The sequence below is a fragment of the Thermodesulfovibrio sp. 3907-1M genome, assembly GCF_040450955.1.
In the GTDB taxonomy this organism is placed as follows: Bacteria; Nitrospirota; Thermodesulfovibrionia; order Thermodesulfovibrionales; family Thermodesulfovibrionaceae; genus Thermodesulfovibrio; species Thermodesulfovibrio autotrophicus.
Genome location: NZ_CP144373.1, coordinates 1,879,191 through 1,896,842 on the forward strand (window position 1 = coordinate 1,879,191; position 17,652 = coordinate 1,896,842).

Annotated in this window: 15 protein-coding genes; all 15 read left to right on the forward strand. The window is 36.8% G+C overall.

All coding sequences use genetic code 11. The features are described 5' to 3' along the window. Positions 1 to 71 precede the first annotated feature (71 nt). Positions 72 to 1,259 carry a tryptophan synthase subunit beta gene (trpB, locus tag V4D30_RS09830; RefSeq protein ID WP_353684149.1) on the forward strand — a complete coding sequence of 396 codons (1,188 nt, stop codon included), beginning with the start codon at positions 72 to 74 and terminating at the stop codon, positions 1,257 to 1,259. Continuing rightward, positions 1,256 to 2,032 (forward strand): tryptophan synthase subunit alpha, encoded by a 777-nt coding sequence (gene trpA, locus V4D30_RS09835; protein WP_353684150.1) that lies wholly within the window; start codon positions 1,256 to 1,258, stop codon positions 2,030 to 2,032. Before trpB ends, trpA begins: the two co-directional genes overlap by 4 nt. Next, the gene (accD, locus tag V4D30_RS09840) at positions 2,032 to 2,928 is read left to right on the forward strand and encodes an acetyl-CoA carboxylase, carboxyltransferase subunit beta (RefSeq protein WP_353684151.1); all 897 of its coding nucleotides are present in this window, start codon (positions 2,032 to 2,034) and stop codon (positions 2,926 to 2,928) included. Before trpA ends, accD begins: the two co-directional genes overlap by 1 nt. Then, entirely contained in the window at positions 2,925 to 4,217 is a 1,293-nt protein-coding gene (locus V4D30_RS09845; RefSeq protein WP_353684152.1) for a folylpolyglutamate synthase/dihydrofolate synthase family protein, read from the forward strand. The genes accD and V4D30_RS09845 overlap by 4 nt, the downstream gene beginning before the upstream one ends. Further along, on the forward strand, positions 4,214 to 6,328 hold the full coding sequence (locus V4D30_RS09850) for an LptA/OstA family protein (protein WP_353684153.1): 2,115 nt from the start codon (positions 4,214 to 4,216) through the stop codon (positions 6,326 to 6,328). The genes V4D30_RS09845 and V4D30_RS09850 overlap by 4 nt, the downstream gene beginning before the upstream one ends. Continuing rightward, positions 6,306 to 7,199 carry a tRNA pseudouridine(55) synthase TruB gene (gene truB / locus V4D30_RS09855; RefSeq protein WP_353684154.1) on the forward strand — a complete coding sequence of 298 codons (894 nt, stop codon included), beginning with the start codon at positions 6,306 to 6,308 and terminating at the stop codon, positions 7,197 to 7,199. The genes V4D30_RS09850 and truB overlap by 23 nt, the downstream gene beginning before the upstream one ends. Then, a complete protein-coding gene (purB, locus tag V4D30_RS09860) occupies positions 7,196 to 8,500 on the forward strand; it encodes an adenylosuccinate lyase (RefSeq protein WP_353684155.1) in 1,305 nt (434 codons plus the stop codon). Before truB ends, purB begins: the two co-directional genes overlap by 4 nt. Then, positions 8,494 to 9,099, forward strand: coding sequence for a hypothetical protein (locus tag V4D30_RS09865; protein ID WP_353684156.1), 606 nt, complete (start codon positions 8,494 to 8,496; stop codon positions 9,097 to 9,099). Before purB ends, V4D30_RS09865 begins: the two co-directional genes overlap by 7 nt. A gap of 13 nt (positions 9,100 to 9,112) precedes the next feature. Beyond that, positions 9,113 to 11,209, forward strand: coding sequence for an elongation factor G (gene fusA, locus V4D30_RS09870; RefSeq protein ID WP_353684157.1), 2,097 nt, complete (start codon positions 9,113 to 9,115; stop codon positions 11,207 to 11,209). Between the two features lie 10 nt (positions 11,210 to 11,219). Then, the gene (gene argH / locus V4D30_RS09875; protein ID WP_353684158.1) at positions 11,220 to 12,596 is read left to right on the forward strand and encodes an argininosuccinate lyase; all 1,377 of its coding nucleotides are present in this window, start codon (positions 11,220 to 11,222) and stop codon (positions 12,594 to 12,596) included. Between the two features lie 254 nt (positions 12,597 to 12,850). Then, entirely contained in the window at positions 12,851 to 13,750 is a 900-nt protein-coding gene (locus tag V4D30_RS09880) for a fibronectin type III domain-containing protein (RefSeq protein ID WP_353684159.1), read from the forward strand. Next, entirely contained in the window at positions 13,743 to 14,741 is a 999-nt protein-coding gene (gene hypE / locus V4D30_RS09885) for a hydrogenase expression/formation protein HypE (RefSeq protein ID WP_353684160.1), read from the forward strand. Before V4D30_RS09880 ends, hypE begins: the two co-directional genes overlap by 8 nt. Next, positions 14,735 to 15,721: a SurA N-terminal domain-containing protein gene (locus tag V4D30_RS09890; protein ID WP_353684161.1), complete on the forward strand. Its 987-nt coding sequence runs from the start codon at positions 14,735 to 14,737 to the stop codon at positions 15,719 to 15,721. Before hypE ends, V4D30_RS09890 begins: the two co-directional genes overlap by 7 nt. A 3-nt stretch (positions 15,722 to 15,724) precedes the next feature. Then, complete coding sequence (locus V4D30_RS09895; protein ID WP_353684162.1) at positions 15,725 to 16,462, forward strand: pseudouridine synthase; 738 nt, start codon at positions 15,725 to 15,727, stop codon at positions 16,460 to 16,462. Positions 16,463 to 16,472: 10 nt separating this feature from the next. Then, complete coding sequence (gene truD / locus V4D30_RS09900; protein WP_353684163.1) at positions 16,473 to 17,645, forward strand: tRNA pseudouridine(13) synthase TruD; 1,173 nt, start codon at positions 16,473 to 16,475, stop codon at positions 17,643 to 17,645. Positions 17,646 to 17,652 lie beyond the last annotated feature (7 nt).

Genomic DNA, 17,652 nt, shown 5'->3' on the forward strand with positions numbered 1-17,652 from the left:
TGATAGACTGAGGCAGAGTTTCTCCTGGTATCAAATGAAAAACTTAAAATCTTCATGCTATAATACTTTTCATGGGCAAAAAAAGAGGATACTTTGGAGAATATGGAGGCTGTTTTGTTCCTGAAACCTTAATGCCAGCTCTTGAAGAGCTTGAGAGAGCTTTTCAAAGAGCAAAAAGAGATAAAAATTTTAATGCTGAATTTGAATCCTTGCTTAAAGACTATGTGGGTCGACCGACACCTCTTTACTTTGCCCGGAGATTAACGGAACATCTTGGTGGAGCAAAGATATATCTCAAAAGAGAAGACCTTGCCCATACAGGAGCTCACAAAATAAACAATGCTCTTGGGCAGGCACTTCTTGCCAGTAGATTAATGAAAAAGCAAAGAATTATTGCTGAAACAGGAGCAGGGCAACACGGTGTAGCCACTGCAACAGGTGCTGCTCTTGCAGGATTGAGCTGTGACATATACATGGGAACTGAGGATATAAGAAGGCAAAAGCTCAATGTCTTTAGAATGAATCTTCTCGGTGCAAGGGTTATTCCCGTTGATACAGGTTCAAAAACACTAAAGGATGCCATAAATGAAGCTTTAAGAGACTGGACAACAAATGTACGGACTACTCACTATGTTTTAGGCACTGTTTTTGGACCTCATCCATATCCACTTCTTGTTAGATACTTTCAGAGTGTTATTGGTAGAGAGGCAAAAAAGCAGATAATTCAGAAAGAAGGCAAACTTCCAGAGGTTTTAATTGCCTGCGTTGGAGGTGGCAGTAACTCCATAGGACTTTTCAGTGCTTTTTTAGACGATAAAGATGTAAAAATGATTGGCGTTGAAGCAGGAGGCAAGGGTATTGACACAGGGCTCCATGCAGCAAGATTTGCAGGTGGTGCGAAGGGAATTTTTCAGGGCTGCCTTAGCTATGTTCTTGAAAATAAAGATGGGAATATTCTTCAGACTCACTCTGTCAGTGCTGGACTTGATTATGCCTCTGTTGGTCCTGAACATGCCTATCTAAAAGATACAGGCAGAGTAACCTATACCTATGCAACAGATGAAGAGGCTTTGCAGTCTTTTGAGCTTTTAAGCAGACTTGAAGGAATTATCCCTGCTTTGGAGTCTGCCCATGCAGTGGCTTTAGCAGTAAAGATTGCACCTAAGATGCCAAAAGATTCAGTAGTCATCGTAAACCTCTCTGGAAGAGGAGACAAGGATGTTCAGGAAGTAGCAAGGATAAAGGGAATTTCTTTATGAAAGGGTTTGCTGTAAGAGGAAAGCTTGAATATATAAAAAAACAGGGTAAAAAAGCATTTATACCCTATATCATGGCAGGAGATCCCAGCCTTGATGAAACTGCAAAAAGGCTAAAACTTTTACATGAGGCAGGTGCTGATCTTATTGAGCTTGGTGTGCCCTTTACAGATCCCCTTGCTGACGGACCAACAATACAGAGAGCAGCAGAAAGAGCATTAAACTCTGGAACAACTTTAAGAAAAATAATCAGTTTCTTACATGATTTCAAAGGAAGTATAGATACACCAATAATTCTGATGACCTATCTAAATCCTGTTTTCTGCTACGGGATAGAAAAGTTTTTTCATGATGCCAGTGAAGCAAATGTAGCAGGAGTAATTTTCCCTGACCTTACAGTGGAAGAATCAGACAGTTACAGAGATTTTGCCAAAGCATATGGTATTGATACGATTTTCCTCGTAGCACCAACATCAACTCCTCAAAGAGTTAAAAAAGTTGTAAGGTCCTCAACTGGATTTGTTTACTATGTCTCAATAACAGGCATAACAGGCACTGAACTTAGACTTGAAAGCACCTTCAATGAGCATATAAATTTCGTTAAAAGTTTTGGGAAACCTGTTTGCGTTGGCTTTGGAGTAAGTACCCCTCAAGAAGCTAAATATGTAGCCAAATTTGCTGATGGAGTAATTGTGGGAAGCGCCATTGTAAAAATTTTCCATGAAGCACCTGAAAGGGCTTATGAGTTTATTAAATCACTTAGAGAGGCAGTGTAATGGCATGGTTTAAAAGAAAAGAGCCAAAAATAGAAAAGAAAGTAAAAATTCCTGAAGGATTGTGGGTAAAGTGTGAAAACTGTAAGGAAATAATTTATCGCAAAGAGCTTGAAAACAATCTTAAGGTTTGTCCGAAATGTCAGTATCACTTCAGAATTTCAGCAAAAGAGAGAATCTCTCTCATAACTGACAATGGAACCTTTATAGAATTAGATCCTGAACTTAAAAGCCCTGATCCTCTTGAATTTAAAGATACAGTGTCTTATAAAGAAAGGCTTACTGAAAATGAAAAAAAGACAGGGCTTAAAGAAGCAGCCATATACGGGGAGGCAAAAATCAATGGAAGAGATGTGGTAATCGCTGTTCTTGATTTTTCTTTCATGGGTGGAAGCATGGGAACAGTTGTTGGAGAAAAGATTACAAGAGCTGCTGAAAAAGCATTAGAGAGAAGAGTTCCGTTAATTATCATATCTTCATCGGGTGGAGCAAGAATGCAGGAAGGAATGTTTTCACTTATGCAGATGGCTAAAACAGCACAGGCAATCGGTAAACTTAAAGAAGCAGGCATACTGTATATTTCTGTATTAGCTGATCCCACCTTTGGAGGAGTTACAGCATCTTTTGCCATGCTCGGTGACATAATCATTGCAGAACCCCGCAGTCTTATAGGCTTTGCAGGACCGAGAGTTATTCAGGAAACCATAAAGCAGCAACTTCCCGAAGGATTTCAGAGAGCTGAGTTTCTGCTTGAACACGGAATGGTTGATATTGTTGTGGAAAGAAAGGAACTGAAAAATACTATTTACAGGCTAATTGAAATTATCATGCCAGCATCAAGCTCTTATAATCTTAACAGTTTGTCAAACCTTCCTCAGAGCAGTCCTCCTGAAGTATGACAGAGACAAAGAAATATAAAGAATTGATAAATGAGCTTTATAGAAAAAGAACAAATGGCATAAAATTGGGACTTGAAAGAGTCTTCTCAGTGCTGGAAAAACTTGGCAATCCTCATCAAAGTTTTAAATCAATTCATATTGCAGGTACAAATGGAAAGGGCTCGGTTTCTAAAATAATTTACACTCTTTTAAGGACGCACGGATTAAATACAGGACTTTTCACTTCTCCACATCTTACAAGATTTACAGAGAGAATAGTTGTTAATGATAGGGAAATTTCTGAAGAGGAAGTTGTAGAATTAATTGAAAAAATTAAACCCTTTGCAGAGGAGCTTACCTTTTTTGAGTATGTTACAATAATGGCTTTTCTTTACTTTAAAGAAAAAAGCATTGAATACGCAGTTGTTGAAACAGGTATGGGAGGAAGACTTGATGCTACAAATGTGGTAATACCTCAGGTTTCTGTAATTACCAGTATTGGACCTGATCATCAGGATTTTCTCGGACATGATATAAGCTCCATTGCCAGAGAGAAAGCAGGGATTATAAAAAAAGGAGTTCCTGTTGTTACATCAAAGCAAAATCCCTATGTAGAAGAAGAGATTTATAAAAAAGCCAGTGAGCTTGACTGTTCGGTCTTTACATATGGGAAAGAGTTTTCCGCCGAGCTTAAATCAATGAATTTAGAGGGAATTAGTTTTGTTTTTAACTCTTCAGCATTAAGCCTATCCTTATTCTTGCCTCTTACAGGAGTTCATCAACTTGAAAATGCTTCTGTAGCATTAAAAGCTTTTATGAACGCATATCCTCAATGGAATGAAAATTTTATTAAGGAAGGACTTAAAAATGTCAGATTACAGGGAAGACTTGAAGTCATGTCAAAGCATCCTCTTATAATCTTTGACATAGCTCATAATCCACCTGCTGCGGAGGCTTTAGTAAAATCCCTGAAAGCTCTTACAGATGAAAGACCTGTGATAGTTTTTGGGATGATGCGAGATAAAGATGTATGTGGATTTATTGATTGCTTTAAAACTTATGCTCATAAATTAATCTTTACAGTGCCTCACTATGAAAGAGCTATCACATATGAAGAACTAAATAAAAATTGTGCTTCAATGATTGACTGCTTTATACATGATCCTGTGGAAGCGTTTAACCAAGGGCTTTCCATATGTAAAAATAGCCATAAGTTTCTTCTCTGTACAGGCTCAACTTATCTGATTGGTGAACTGAAAGAGTATCTTGGTGAGAAAACATTGCATAGAAAACTTGGAGAGCTTATATGAAATGCGACTCAAGAGGATTCAAAGGATGGTCAATAATAAGCAGTTCATTGATCGTCTTGATTATTCTTTTAAAAGCTACTGTTTCATTTGCTATGGAGATAATTTCTGACACACTGGAACGATTTGAAGAAGAAAAAAAATTTATTGCAATCGGTGATGTTTATATGAGTGACGGAACATTTGATCTTAAAGCTCAGAAGGTAATTTATTATGAAAATACTGGTGAAATAGAAGCCTTTGGAGATCTATATTACGATGACGATGAAATAACAACATGGGCAGAAGAAGGAAAATTTAATAGAGATAAAAAAACAGGAATTTTAAAAAACGCTCTTCTTCATATAAAAAAGCAGGATATGTGGATAAAGGCAGCAGAGATTGAAAGATTAAGTGAAATTAAATACAAAGCTAAAAAAGCCACATTCTCCACATGTGAACCAGAACCAGACAGTGCTCAACCATGGTGTTTTACAGGAGAGTTTGTTGACCTTGTAGTTGATGATAAATTAACATCAAAAATTACCACCTTTAAAGTAAAAGATGTGCCTATTCTTTTTTCTCCTGTGTTCTGGGGACCGGGAGGAAGCACAAAAAAATCAGGATTTCTACCGTTTAAATTTGGCAATTCAAATACTCGTGGATTTCGTTTTAGCCCAGCCTATTATCTTGTAGTTGATAGCAATAAAGATGCAACATTTTATCTTGATTATTTTTCAAAAGTTGGACTCGGCAAAGGAATTGAATACAGATACCTTGACTTTGATACAAAGGGAATGTGGTATGGATATCAGATTAAAGACAGAAAACTTAACAAAGATTATATTGAGTTAAGGGGTATTCATCTTCAAAAATTTAAAGGAGTTGATCTACTCGCAGATATAAACTATGTGAATAAAAATGATTTTTACAGAGAATATGGAGATGTGCGCTCAGCTTCAAATACGTATCTTTTTAAGGAATACAGTAAAGACCTCTCAGCAAGATATGACAGATTTTTACAGTCCTCTGTAGAGCTTTCTGTTCCTGGAGTTCAATCAAGATTTTATTTGCTTGGACAGGGATGGAAGGATTTAAAAGAGGGGAGCACGAGTCCTCCAGTGAAAACAGAGCTTGGATATGTAGTTTATCCATACAGACTCGGACAGTTTAATGTAAATTTTAATACCAATGTGGCTGAGTTTTATAAAGAAGATGGAGTTAAAGGGCAGAGATTTGAGATAGCTCCTCAGATAAGTCATACATCAGGAGATGCTATTAAATTAACCCAAATGCTCGGATTAAATGAAATTTTTTACAATCTTGAAAAAACTTTTCCCTATGAGGATACTTCTCACAGAGAAATGATTCAGTATAATGCAAAAACTTTTATCAGGCTTTATAAAAGAGGAGAAAATTTTACCCATTTAATTGAGCCTTTTGTAGAAGGAGTTTTTATTGGAGTCAATGGTAAGCCGCCAATTTTAAAGAGTTCTGAGGTAATTGACGATACCGCACTTCTAAGGGCTGGAGTTTATAATAAAATTAATTTTAAAACTTTGACTGCAGAAGCGAGAATTACGCAGGTATATGACTTAAGGGCAAAAAATGAGTGGGACAAACTTTATCCTGTTCTTCTTGAAGGAAGAATCTCATTCTGGAAAATAAGCTTAGGATTTGATACATATCAGAATATTGTGAAAAAAAGAATGGAAAGATTTAACAGTGATATAAGCTTTTCTCCTGATGAAACAACATCTCTGTCGTTCAGTGAGCGATATACAAGAAACGAAGCTCTTTCCCCTGCCTATCTATGGTCTCCTACATTGAGAGACCAGTACAATGTTCAGGAAAAAGAAGGTGGCATAAAAACCTATGCTCTGACATTGGTTAAAAAACTATCAGAAAAGTGGTCATTTACAGCAAATGTAAACTATGATGCCAAAGGAGCTGGATTAAGGGATAGTTCATTAAATGTAAGATATGCTGAGAAATGCTGGGCAGCAAATATTTCAGTAACGAGAAGACCTGTGGAAATTCAGGGAAGAAAAACTTCTGAATTCAGTTTCCTTGTAATTTTTGAATTAAAGGGGATAGGACCAATAAGGGTTTATGAACGCAGTGGTAGTTCTTAATAAATCAAAGGGATTTACAAGTCAGGATGCTGTTACAAAAGTAAAAAGGATTTTAAAAGCTAAAAAAGCAGGTCATGCCGGTGCACTTGATCCAATGGCAACGGGAGTTTTGCTTGTTTGTCTTAATGAGGCAACAAAGATCTCTGCTTTACTAATGGAACTTGAAAAGGAGTATGTTTTTAAAGCAAGATTTGGGATTTCAACAGATACCTATGATGCTGAAGGAAGAGTTATAAGAGAGGTTGATAATTTTGAACTTAAAACAACAGAATTAGAAAAAATACTTAAAAAATACACAGGTGAAATCATACAGACTCCGCCAATGTATTCAGCAGTCAAAGTGGAAGGAAAGCCTCTTCATAAACTTGCAAGAAAAGGTATTGAAGTGGAAAGAAAACCGAAAAAAGTTTTCATACACTCATTTAACATTGAAGAATTCTCTCCTCCATTTGTCAGATTCAGGGTAGTATGTAGCAAAGGCACATATGTAAGGGCTCTGTGTCATGACGTTGGTGAAGAGCTTGGAATGGGTGCTCACATAGTAGAACTTGAGAGAACAAGAGTAGGACAGTTTAAGATTGAAGATTCAATTGATATTGATGGATTGAGAGCCTTATGTGAGAAGGGGTTAGATGATTCAGTCTCATCCATATTAAATATTGACAGGGCTTTATACTTTATTTCCTCTGTGACAGTAGATGATACGCTTGTTAGACGATTTATTAATGGCAACTCTGTAAAAATTCTCTCAGGCATTGTTCCAGCAGGATGGGTAAAGGTTAAGGATAAAACAGGAAAAATAGTTGGAATAGGCTTTGGCAATGGCGTAATCATAAAACCAGAAAGAATTATCTGGGAGGAGGTATCATGATAGAAAGGTACACAAGAAAAGAGATGGGTAATATATGGAGTATGGAAAACAAATTCAGAAAATGGCTTGAGGTGGAGATTGCTGTTTGCGAGGCATGGGCAGAGCTCGGCAAAATTCCTCAGGATGCTTTAAAGGAGATAAAAGAAAAAGCTGACTTTGACATTAAAAGAATTGATGAGATTGAAGCAACTGTCAAGCACGATGTAATAGCCTTTTTAACTTCTGTGGCTGAAAAAGTTGGACCTGTATCTCGTTACATTCATATGGGACTTACCTCTTCTGATGTTGTTGATACTGCATTGGCTTTACAGATGAGGCAGGCAGCAGAACTCATAATGAACGATCTTGAGAAAATCAAAGAGCTTTTCCGTGAAAAGGCATTTCAATACAAAGACACAATATGCATGGGTCGTAGCCACGGAGTTCATGCTGAGCCAACTTCTTTTGGATTGAGATTTGCTCTGTGGTATGAAGAAGCAAAAAGAAACATTGAGAGGCTTAACTCAGCAATTGATAGAATCTCTGTAGGTAAAATCTCTGGCGCTGTTGGCACATTTTCAAATATTCCGCCAGAGATTGAAGAGATTGCACTCAACAAACTCGGGCTTAAACCAGAGCCTGTGGCAACTCAGGTGGTTCAGAGGGACAGACATGCTGAATTCTTAAGTGTTCTTGCATTGATTGCTGCAATGATTGAAAAGATTGCTGTTGAGATAAGGCATCTTCAGAGAACAGAGGTGCTTGAGGCAGAAGAACCCTTCACAGAAGGGCAGAAAGGCTCCTCAGCAATGCCCCACAAAAGAAATCCAGTGGGATGTGAAAATCTGTCAGGGCTTGCAAGACTTGTCCGCAGTAATGCCTTTGCAAGCTTTGAAAACATAGCACTCTGGCATGACAGAGACATTTCCCACTCATCTGTGGAAAGAGTGATAATTCCAGACAACTGCATTCTTGTTGATTACATGCTTAACAGGCTTTATGGAATAATCAAGGATTTAAGGGTCTATCCTGAAAGAATGCTTAAAAACATTGAACTTAGTTTCGGTCTTTATAATTCTCAGCGTGTGCTACTTGCTCTGGTTGACAAAGGACTTACCCGGGAGGCAGCATACAGAGTTGTTCAGTCAAATGCCATGAAAAGCTGGAAAGATGGTAGGCCTTTCATGGAGCTTTTACTTAATGATAGTGATGTAAGAAAATATCTTACTGAAGATGAAATAAAGAGCATTTTTGAGCTAAACTATTACACAAGAAATATTGAGCATATTTACAGGAGAGCTTTTGGAAATGAGCAATGCTAAAATTAAAAAAAAGATTAGAAGAGCTTGAGACAACTAAGGTCTGGATATTTCCTGAAAAGGATTTTGAGGAGAGATTGAATAAAAATATAATTGAAAGATATTCTCAAAAAGGCAGTTATAGCATTATTAACTTTTTTACACATTCAGGCTTTATTCCAGAAATTAAAAGTAGAACAGGAAAAAGGCAAATTAAAAATAAATATGAGCTTATGATAATAAAAGCCAATGTTCAAGAGGCTGCCTGGTTTGAACCTGAGCAATACTTTGGGAGTTTAAAAGAAATGATTGAGAGAGTATTACCAGACCTAAAAGATAAGGGATTTTTAGTAATTCAAACTAATGATGTGAGAATAAATGGATATGTAGAACCTCTTGCAAAAAAAATTGTGGATTTAATAACACATGAAAATTTATGGCTTAAGGAGATTGTGTTAGTAACAAATAATAAATCTCAAGAAGAATCAAATTCTTTAATAGGTTATCTAAAAATAGTTCATGAATATCTCTTAGTGTATAATGTTGCAAATGGCACACATCCCGTAGAAGCATTACTTAAGGCAAATTTGGATATAAGTCCAAAAGGAAAATTTAAAAAATAAAAGGAGGCAGAGTATGAGTAGAGATATCACTAAAATCAGAAACATTGCAATTGTTGCCCATGCAGGTGCAGGTAACACAAAACTTGCAGAGCAGATACTTTTTAAAACAGGCCAGATTGATAGGGTCACAACTGGAGAGACAACAGGTAAGGTGATTGATTATGAACCAGAAGAACTTGCAAGAAACATGACATTAAGCTGTAAAGTTGCTTACTGCGATTACAGGGATTACAGAATCAATATTATAGATACACCGGGATTCGTGAACTTTCTTGAAGATACAAAGAATGCACTGAGAGTGGTGGATGGTGCTGTGGTAATTGTAAGTGCCATCTCTGGAGTTAAAGCTGAAACAGAAAGAATATGGAAATACTGCGATGACTATGACCTTCCAAGAGTTGTTTTTGTAAACAAGCTTGACAAGGAAAATGCTTCCTTTGATAGAGCTGTTGCCGAGATTGAAAAGGTCTTTGGACAAGAAGCAATCCCTCTTACTTTACCAATAGGAGAAGGCCCAGACCTTAAAGGAATTGTAGATTTAATTTCTTTAAAAGCCTACATTCAGGATGGAAAATCATTAAAAGAAGTTGAGATTCCCTCTGATTTGATGGGCAGGGTTGAAGAATACAGGAAAAAATTCGTAGAAAAGATTGCAGAGCTTGATGACAGCCTTCTTGAGAAATATCTTGAAGGTGGAGAGCTTACTGAAGAGGAGTTAAGAAAGGGATTGCATGATGCCTCTTTAGCAAGAAGATTCATACCTGTGCTTGCAGGTTCTGCACTTCTTGGAGTTGGTGTGGAAGCGTTGCTTGACAGCATCATACTTGCTCTGCCTGATCCAAAGGAAAGAGCAAATATCTATCCTGTAAAAGGCATTAATCCAAAAGATGGAAGCGAGGTTACAAGACAACCATCTGAAACTGAACCACTTGCTGCCTATGTTTTCAAAACTACGATTGACCCATTTGCTGGAAAAATTTCCTACATAAGAGTTTTTTCTGGCGTGCTTAAAGCTGACTCAACAGTTCTTAATCCAAATACAGGGACAAAGGAAAGAATTGGTCAGATTTATTATATTCTCGGCAAAACTCAAACACCTTGTCAGAAAGCAGGTCCTGGAGAGATTGTGGCAACAGTTAAACTTAAGGATACACTTACAGGGCATACTCTATGCGATGAGAATAATCCAGTTCAGCTTCCAGAGGTTAGATTTTCTGAGCCCATTATATCCTATGCTATTGCGCCAAAAACAAGAGGTGATGAGGAAAAGGTAAGTGCAGGACTTCACAAGCTTCTTGAAGAAGACCCGACTCTTAAGTTTTCAAGAGATGAGGAATCAAAGGATATGATACTGAGCGGCATGGGACAGGTTCACATTGAAGTTGCTCTTGAAAAACTGAAGAGAAAATTCGGAGTAGAAGTTAACCTTATGGCACCAAAAGTTCCTTATAGAGAGACAATAAAAGCCACTGCAAGAGCACAGGGTAAGTATAAAAAGCAGTCAGGTGGAAGAGGTCAGTATGGTGACTGCTGGATTCAGATTGAACCACTTCCAAGAGGTGGAGGCTATGAGTTTGTTGACAAAATTGTTGGCGGAGTAATCCCTCAGCAGTATCGTCCTGCAGTTGAAAAGGGAATAATTGAAACAATGAAAGAGGGAATCCTTGCATACTATCCCATTATTGACATAAGGGTAACCCTTTATGATGGTTCCTATCATCCAGTGGATTCCTCAGAAATGGCTTTTAAAATAGCTGGTGCACTTGCACTTAAAAAAGCATTCATGGATGCAAAACCGGTTCTTCTTGAGCCAATTATGAAGGCTGAAATAGTTGTTCCCGATGAAACTCTTGGAACAATAATTGGAGACCTTAACTCCCGCAGGGGAAAAGTTCAGGGAGTAGAGCCTCAGGCAGGTGGAAATCAGAAAATAATTGCCCTTGTTCCAATGGCAGAGATGCTTACATATGCAAACCAGCTACATAGCATGACATCAGGAAGGGGAATTTATTCAATGGAGTTTTCACACTATGAAGAAGTTCCATCACATATAGCTCAGAAAATAATTGAACAAAGACAGAAAGAGCGTCAGGCGAAGGCAGAGGAGTGAGGATAAATAAATGAAAAAGCCGTGGGGTGGGAGGTTTAAGGAAGGGACAGCAAAGACTCTTGAGGAGTTTTCCCAGTCCATCTCCTTTGACCATAAACTCTGGAGAGAGGACATAGAGACAAGCTCTGCCCATGCAAAGATGCTTCATAAACAGGGCATTATTGATGCCTTTGAGCTTGAGCAGATACTTCAGGGACTTAAAGAGATTGCGAAAGAGATTGAGCAGGGCAGATTTCAGTTTAAAGAGGAGCTTGAAGATGTTCATATGAACATTGAAAAAGCACTCATTGAAAAGATCGGCTCTGCAGGTGCAAAGCTTCATACTGCCCGTTCAAGGAATGATCAGGTAGCAACAGACTTGAGACTTTATCTGAGAAAAAAAGTCTCTAAAATTATTGAACAGCTTACAGAACTTGAGAAAATCTTCATCTCCATTGCTGAAAAACATATTGATACAATTATGCCCGGCTATACCCATCTTCAGAAAGCTCAGCCAGTGCTTCTTGCTCATCATCTTCTTGCCTATGCATGGATGTTTGAAAGAGACCGTGAAAGATTTAAAGAAGCATTAAAAAGAATAAATCACTGCCCCCTTGGTGCCTGTGCAATAGCTGGTAGCAGCCTTCCAATTGACAGGGAATTCACTGCAAGAGAGCTTGGATTTGAAGGAGTTATTCCAAACAGCATGGATGCTGTATCAGATAGAGATTTTGTGCTTGATGTTTTATACTGCGGAGCAATGGTGATGATGCATTTAAGCAGACTTGCTGAAGAGTTAATAGTTTGGGCAACTGATGAGTTCAGATTCATAGAGCTTCCCGATAGATTCTCAACAGGCTCAAGTATGATGCCTCAGAAGAAAAATCCAGACCCGGCAGAGTTAATCAGGGGAAAAACAGGCAGAGTTTATGGAAATCTGCTCTCCCTTCTTACAACAATGAAAGGACTTCCGCTTACATACAACAGAGACATGCAGGAGGATAAAGAACCTGTTTTTGATACAGTTGAAACAGTGAACGTGAGCCTTAAGATAGTCAATGAGATGCTTCCAGAGATAAAGTTCAACAAAGACAAGATGAAAGAAGCTTCAGAGAAAGGCTTTACCACTGCTACAGACCTTGCAGAGTATCTTGTAAAAAAAGGTGTTCCCTTTAGAAATGCCCATGAAATAACAGGCAAGATTGTGCTTTACTGCATTGAAAAGGGAAAGAATCTCACAGATTTGAGCATGAAGGAGTTTAAAAAGTTTTCCAGAAAAATTGAAAGAGATGTTTACGAAATACTTACTCCAGAAGGTTCAATTAAGGTAAAAATCTCCTATGGAAGCAGTTCAAAAAAGAGTGTAAAGGAGCAGATAAAGCTACTGAGAAAGAGATTGAGGGGATGAAGAAAGGAAAATTGAATATTTACATAGAGATTCCTCGGGGCATTGAGCCCCTCGGAATGACAAAAAATAGGTCATTCCGAGCCTTTTCCTTGTCATCGTATATTAGATCATTCCGAGCTTTTTTATTGTCATTCCGAGCTTTTTTATTGTCATTCCGAGCTTTTTTATTGTCATTCCGAGCGAAGCGAGGAATCTCCTCCTTCTTAGTAATTTTCATCTCATTGTTGTTCCTCCTTACAGGCTGTGGAAGAAAGATGGATCCTACCCTGGAAGATTATCTTCAACCAGAACCTGCTCAGAACATAACATTATCAGCTTCTTATGACAAAATTGTGATTTCATGGAGCTACTCTGAAAAAAAGAAAGCAAAAATTGGAAGTTTTCTTCTGGAAAGAGAAAATTCAGGCCAGGTAAAATCTTTAGGATATTTTGATAATCAGACTAACTCATATGAAGATAAAGAGTTTGTACTTGGTGAAACCTATAAATATCGTCTGATTGCAATAAGTGGAAAGGGTGTTTACAGTAAACCGGTTGAGGCAAGTATAACCCCAAAAAAACTGCCTGAGGTTGAAAATATCCAGTATAAGATTACAGATGAAGGAGTGATGCTTTCATGGCATAGTTCAGACTCTGTTATGTATAACATTTATACGATCAATCATAAAGGAGAAAGGTCAAAAAAAGGCTCAACGGATAAAGATTTTTTCCTGGATAAAATAAGTTTTTTCACTTTAAGTTCTTTTATTTCTTTTGAGGATGTTACTGCTTCTGGATATTTAACCTATCTTATTTCTCCATATATTTCTGAAGGCGCAGCGTACATTGAAGGACCTGGCAGACAGATAAAGATTCCCATTGAAGATTTTATTCCATCAAAACCCAAAGAAGTATTCTGGACAATCAATGAAAACGGTGTTTATATCTCCTGGAAAGAAGTTCCTGAAAAATGGATTAAGGGATACAAAATTTACAGAAAAACAGCCAGTGATTCAGAGTTTATCCTGATTGGTGAAACTATGATTCCATTGTTTTTTGATGTGCAGTATAATATAAATAATTTGAAAGCACCAGTTTTTTATAGAATTTCTTCAGCAGCTCCTTTAAAGGAAAGCGAACCTATTGAAATAAAAGTGGAGGTTCAGAATGGATAGAATTCTTCTTGGACATGGAAGTGGTGGAAAGCTTATGCATGAGCTTATAAAAAAATATATTGCTCCTGTATTTGAGCTGCCTTCTTTAATGGATTCTGCCATAGTCTCAATTAGTCACTCAGGTAAATTGGCAATAACAACTGACTCCTACACAGTCTCACCGATATTTTTCCCTGGTGGTGACATTGGAGACCTGGCAATTAATGGAACAGTGAATGACCTTGCTGTTGTTGGTGCTATTCCTCTTTATCTTACTGTTGGTTTTATTCTTGAAGAAGGCTTTCCAATATCTGATTTTGAAAGAGTTTTAAATAGTATCTCAAATGCAGCTAAAAAGGCAGGAGTAAAAATAGTTGCAGGAGATACAAAGGTCGTTGACAAAGGAAAGGGAGATGGAATTTTTATAAATACCTCAGGCATTGGTATAGTGCCTGAAGGAGTTGAGCTTTCACCTCTTAAAATAGAAGTTGGTGATAAAGTAATAATAAGTGGTTCCATTGGAAATCACGGAATTGCTGTGATGAGCGAGAGAAACGGCTTTGTTTTTGAGCCTCCTGTGCTAAGTGACTCAAGGGCTTTAAATGGATTAATATCAGAAATCTTAAAAGAATTTGCTTGCTATGTTAAAGTAATGCGTGATCCAACTCGTGGAGGAGTGGCAACAACACTTAAAGAGCTTGCTCTTGAGTCAGGGAAAGACATCTTAATTTATGAAAATACAATTCCCCTTCATGATACAGTAAGAGGTGCCTGTGAACTATTAGGACTTGACCCTCTATATGTGGCAAACGAAGGGATTTTTATAGCTATTGTGAAATCCCATATGGCTGAAAAATTGATTGAATTAATGAAATCACATCCTTTTGGGAAGGAATCTGCTATAATTGGAGAGGTTACTGGTGAGGGGGGTAAAGTCTTACTTAAGACATCCATCGGAGGCACAAGAATAGTTGATATGCTTCCGGGAGAGCAATTACCAAGAATATGTTAAATTTAAAGATTAAGGAGGAGTTAAAATTGTTCAAATTTTTTGTCTTTTTTATTTTATCGCTGAGTTTCTTAATTAAATCAGTCTGGGCAGAGGAAAATAAATTTTTTGTTGACAAAGTAGTAGCTGTGGTTAATAAGGAAGTTATTACATGGAGTGAACTTTACAAATTTATGGAGTTCAATGCAAAGGATGAGTTTAAAGCATTAAATCCTGATGAAAAATTCAAATACTTCAAAGCTCATGAGGAAGAGTTCCTTGAAAAACTTATTGATACAAAACTTCAGATTGAGGAAGCAGAAAGATACGGAATTTTTGTTAGTGATAGTGAGATAGAAGGAGCAATAAATGATATAAAGAAAAAATACAATCTCACTGAAGAAGGCTTCATAGAAATACTTAAAAAGGAAGGAATGACTCTTAATGATTACAAAAAGATGCTTAAGGAACAGATAATAATCGGAAGAGCATTGAACTCACTTGTAAGGAGCAAGATCATTGTTACTGATGCTGAGATAAATGGATACATCGGAGCTCATCCTGAACTAAGTTGTGATAATGATGGATACTATGTGAGTCAGATATTTATCAAAAAAAGAGAAAATCCAGAGGAATTAAAGGCAAAAATCAATGAGATTTTTAAAAGACTTATTCAGGGAGAATCCTTTAGCAAAGTTGCCTCTCAGATGAGTGAGGATGTATCAGCGAGATCAGGAGGAGCAATCGGAGTTTTGAAAAAAAATGAAATTGCCCGAGAACTTTCAAATCTTTTTTCCAAAATGAGTGTAGGGCAAATAAGCGAACCAATGATGACAGAGCAGGGAGTTTTTATTTTTAAGCTTGATGGAGTATGTTTCAGCAAAGGCTCACAAGAGCTTGTAAATTATGTGAGAAATCTTTTAGAAGATGAAAAATTTAAAAAAGAATATAAACTCTGGACAAGAGGGCTTCGTCAGAGAGCTTACATTGAAATTATGGATTAGTCTATGATGAAAAGATTGCAAAAAATTCTCTCTGACTTTGGAATTGCTTCCAGAAGAAAAGCAGAAGAATTAATTAAAGAAGGAAGAGTTACTGTAAATGGTGAGATTGCTCATCTTGGACAGAAGGCAGACCCTGAAAAAGACTACATAAAAGTTGATGGAAAACTTCTCATAAGACCTGAACCAAAAGTTTATTATGCTTTTTACAAGCCGAGAAAAGTAATAACTTCACTGATTGATCCACAAGGAAGACCAACAATAAAAAATTTTTTAAAAGGTATTAAATTCAGGGTTTATCCAGTTGGCAGGCTTGACTATGACTCTGAAGGCTTACTAATTCTTACCAATGATGGAGAGCTTGCCTATCGCATAATGCATCCAAGTTCAGAGATTGAAAAAACCTATCTAGTAAAAGTTGACGGAATAATTGAACCTGAAACAATTGAAAAACTGAGAAAAGGTATAAAAATTGAGGGAAAACTTGCAGTTCCTGTAAGTGTTAATTTTGTCAAAAAACTTAAAGCAAACTCTTGGATAAGAATTACGCTTCATGAAGGAAGAAAGCGTCAGATTCGTAAAATGCTGGAAAAAGTAGGACATCCTGTGATAAGACTTATAAGAGTTTCTATTGACGGTATTAAATTGGGAGAACTTAAACCAGGGCAATACAGAGCATTGACGAAAGAAGAAGTAGAGGAGTTAAAAAAGAGAGCCGGATTGATAAAAAAATCTCAAAAATAAAATTCAAAGAATGAAATATAAAATTAAAGTAAAACCTGAAGACTTTATTGTAAAAGAGATAAGTTCAATACCATTGAAAGAAGAAGGTCCATACAGTGTTTTTATTTTAAAGAAGACAGGATGGAATACCTTTGATCTATTAAAAAAAATTGCACGAAAGTTGAAAATTCCCCTTGACAACATCTCCTATGGAGGTAAAAAAGACAGACACGGCATTACAGAACAGTTCATAACAATAAAGAATCCACCTCGTAAGATTAATCTAAAAGAAGACCACTTTGAACTCAAACATGTTGGATTTTCAGATCAACCGATGACTCCACTGCTAATTGATTGCAATGTATTTAAACTAACTGTAAGAGCCATACCAGAAAAAATGATTGATCTTATCATGCAGCGCATAGAAAAAGTTAAAACACAAGGATTTATAAACTACTTTGATGATCAGCGTTTTGGAAGCTATGATCCAGACCAGGGCTTTATTGCTGAAAAAATCGTTAAAGGGCATTACAATGGAGCACTAAAAATTTATCTTACTCACATATATCCTGAAGATAAAAAATTAGCAAAGGAAAGAAAAAGAAAGATTTTTGAAAACTGGGGAAACTGGAGCGTCTGCCTGAGTTTAGCAAAAACAAAGTTTGAAAAATTTACATTCAGATATCTTAAAGAGCATCCAAAGGATTATCTTTTACCTCTGCAGAAAATTCCTAAAGAGGAAATGTCAATGTTTTTTGCTGCCTATCAAAGCTTTATATGGAATGAAACAGTAAAAAGGCTTATCAAAAAATTGCTACCACAGGAGAATCTCCTTTATCATAAAGGAGTTGCAGGAGAATACATATTTTTTGATGAAATTGATGACAAAATTTTTGAATATCTTAAAAACCTGGAAATTCCCTTAATCTCTTCAAAAACAGAAATATCAGATACTGTCGTTGAAGAAATATATAATGAGATAGTTTCAGAAAGGCAGATAAGACCTGCACAGTTTAATCTAAAGAAAATAAGGCAGGCATTCTTTAAATCAGTTCCCAGAGTAATTCTTGTTATTCCAAAACTACAGTATAAAATTGGAGATGACGAGGTTTATGAAGGCAAAAAGAAACTCATTGTTGGATTTATTCTTCCCAGAGGTTCCTATGCCACAATGGTTATTAAAAGAATTTTTGCAAAGAAATAGGAGGGAG

Excerpts from the sequence above, each read along its gene's own strand:
- trpB (WP_353684149.1), top strand. The coding sequence starts at position 72 with ATGGGCAAAAAAAGAGGATACTTTGGAGAATATGGAGGCTGTTTTGTT.
- trpA (WP_353684150.1), top strand. The coding sequence starts at position 1,256 with ATGAAAGGGTTTGCTGTAAGAGGAAAGCTTGAATATATAAAAAAACAG.
- accD (WP_353684151.1), top strand. The coding sequence starts at position 2,032 with ATGGCATGGTTTAAAAGAAAAGAGCCAAAAATAGAAAAGAAAGTAAAA.
- V4D30_RS09845 (WP_353684152.1), top strand. The coding sequence starts at position 2,925 with ATGACAGAGACAAAGAAATATAAAGAATTGATAAATGAGCTTTATAGA.
- V4D30_RS09850 (WP_353684153.1), top strand. The coding sequence starts at position 4,214 with ATGAAATGCGACTCAAGAGGATTCAAAGGATGGTCAATAATAAGCAGT.
- truB (WP_353684154.1), top strand. The coding sequence starts at position 6,306 with ATGAACGCAGTGGTAGTTCTTAATAAATCAAAGGGATTTACAAGTCAG.
- purB (WP_353684155.1), top strand. The coding sequence starts at position 7,196 with ATGATAGAAAGGTACACAAGAAAAGAGATGGGTAATATATGGAGTATG.
- V4D30_RS09865 (WP_353684156.1), top strand. The coding sequence starts at position 8,494 with ATGCTAAAATTAAAAAAAAGATTAGAAGAGCTTGAGACAACTAAGGTC.
- fusA (WP_353684157.1), top strand. The coding sequence starts at position 9,113 with ATGAGTAGAGATATCACTAAAATCAGAAACATTGCAATTGTTGCCCAT.
- argH (WP_353684158.1), top strand. The coding sequence starts at position 11,220 with ATGAAAAAGCCGTGGGGTGGGAGGTTTAAGGAAGGGACAGCAAAGACT.
- V4D30_RS09880 (WP_353684159.1), top strand. The coding sequence starts at position 12,851 with ATGGATCCTACCCTGGAAGATTATCTTCAACCAGAACCTGCTCAGAAC.
- hypE (WP_353684160.1), top strand. The coding sequence starts at position 13,743 with ATGGATAGAATTCTTCTTGGACATGGAAGTGGTGGAAAGCTTATGCAT.
- V4D30_RS09890 (WP_353684161.1), top strand. The coding sequence starts at position 14,735 with ATGTTAAATTTAAAGATTAAGGAGGAGTTAAAATTGTTCAAATTTTTT.
- V4D30_RS09895 (WP_353684162.1), top strand. The coding sequence starts at position 15,725 with ATGATGAAAAGATTGCAAAAAATTCTCTCTGACTTTGGAATTGCTTCC.
- truD (WP_353684163.1), top strand. The coding sequence starts at position 16,473 with ATGAAATATAAAATTAAAGTAAAACCTGAAGACTTTATTGTAAAAGAG.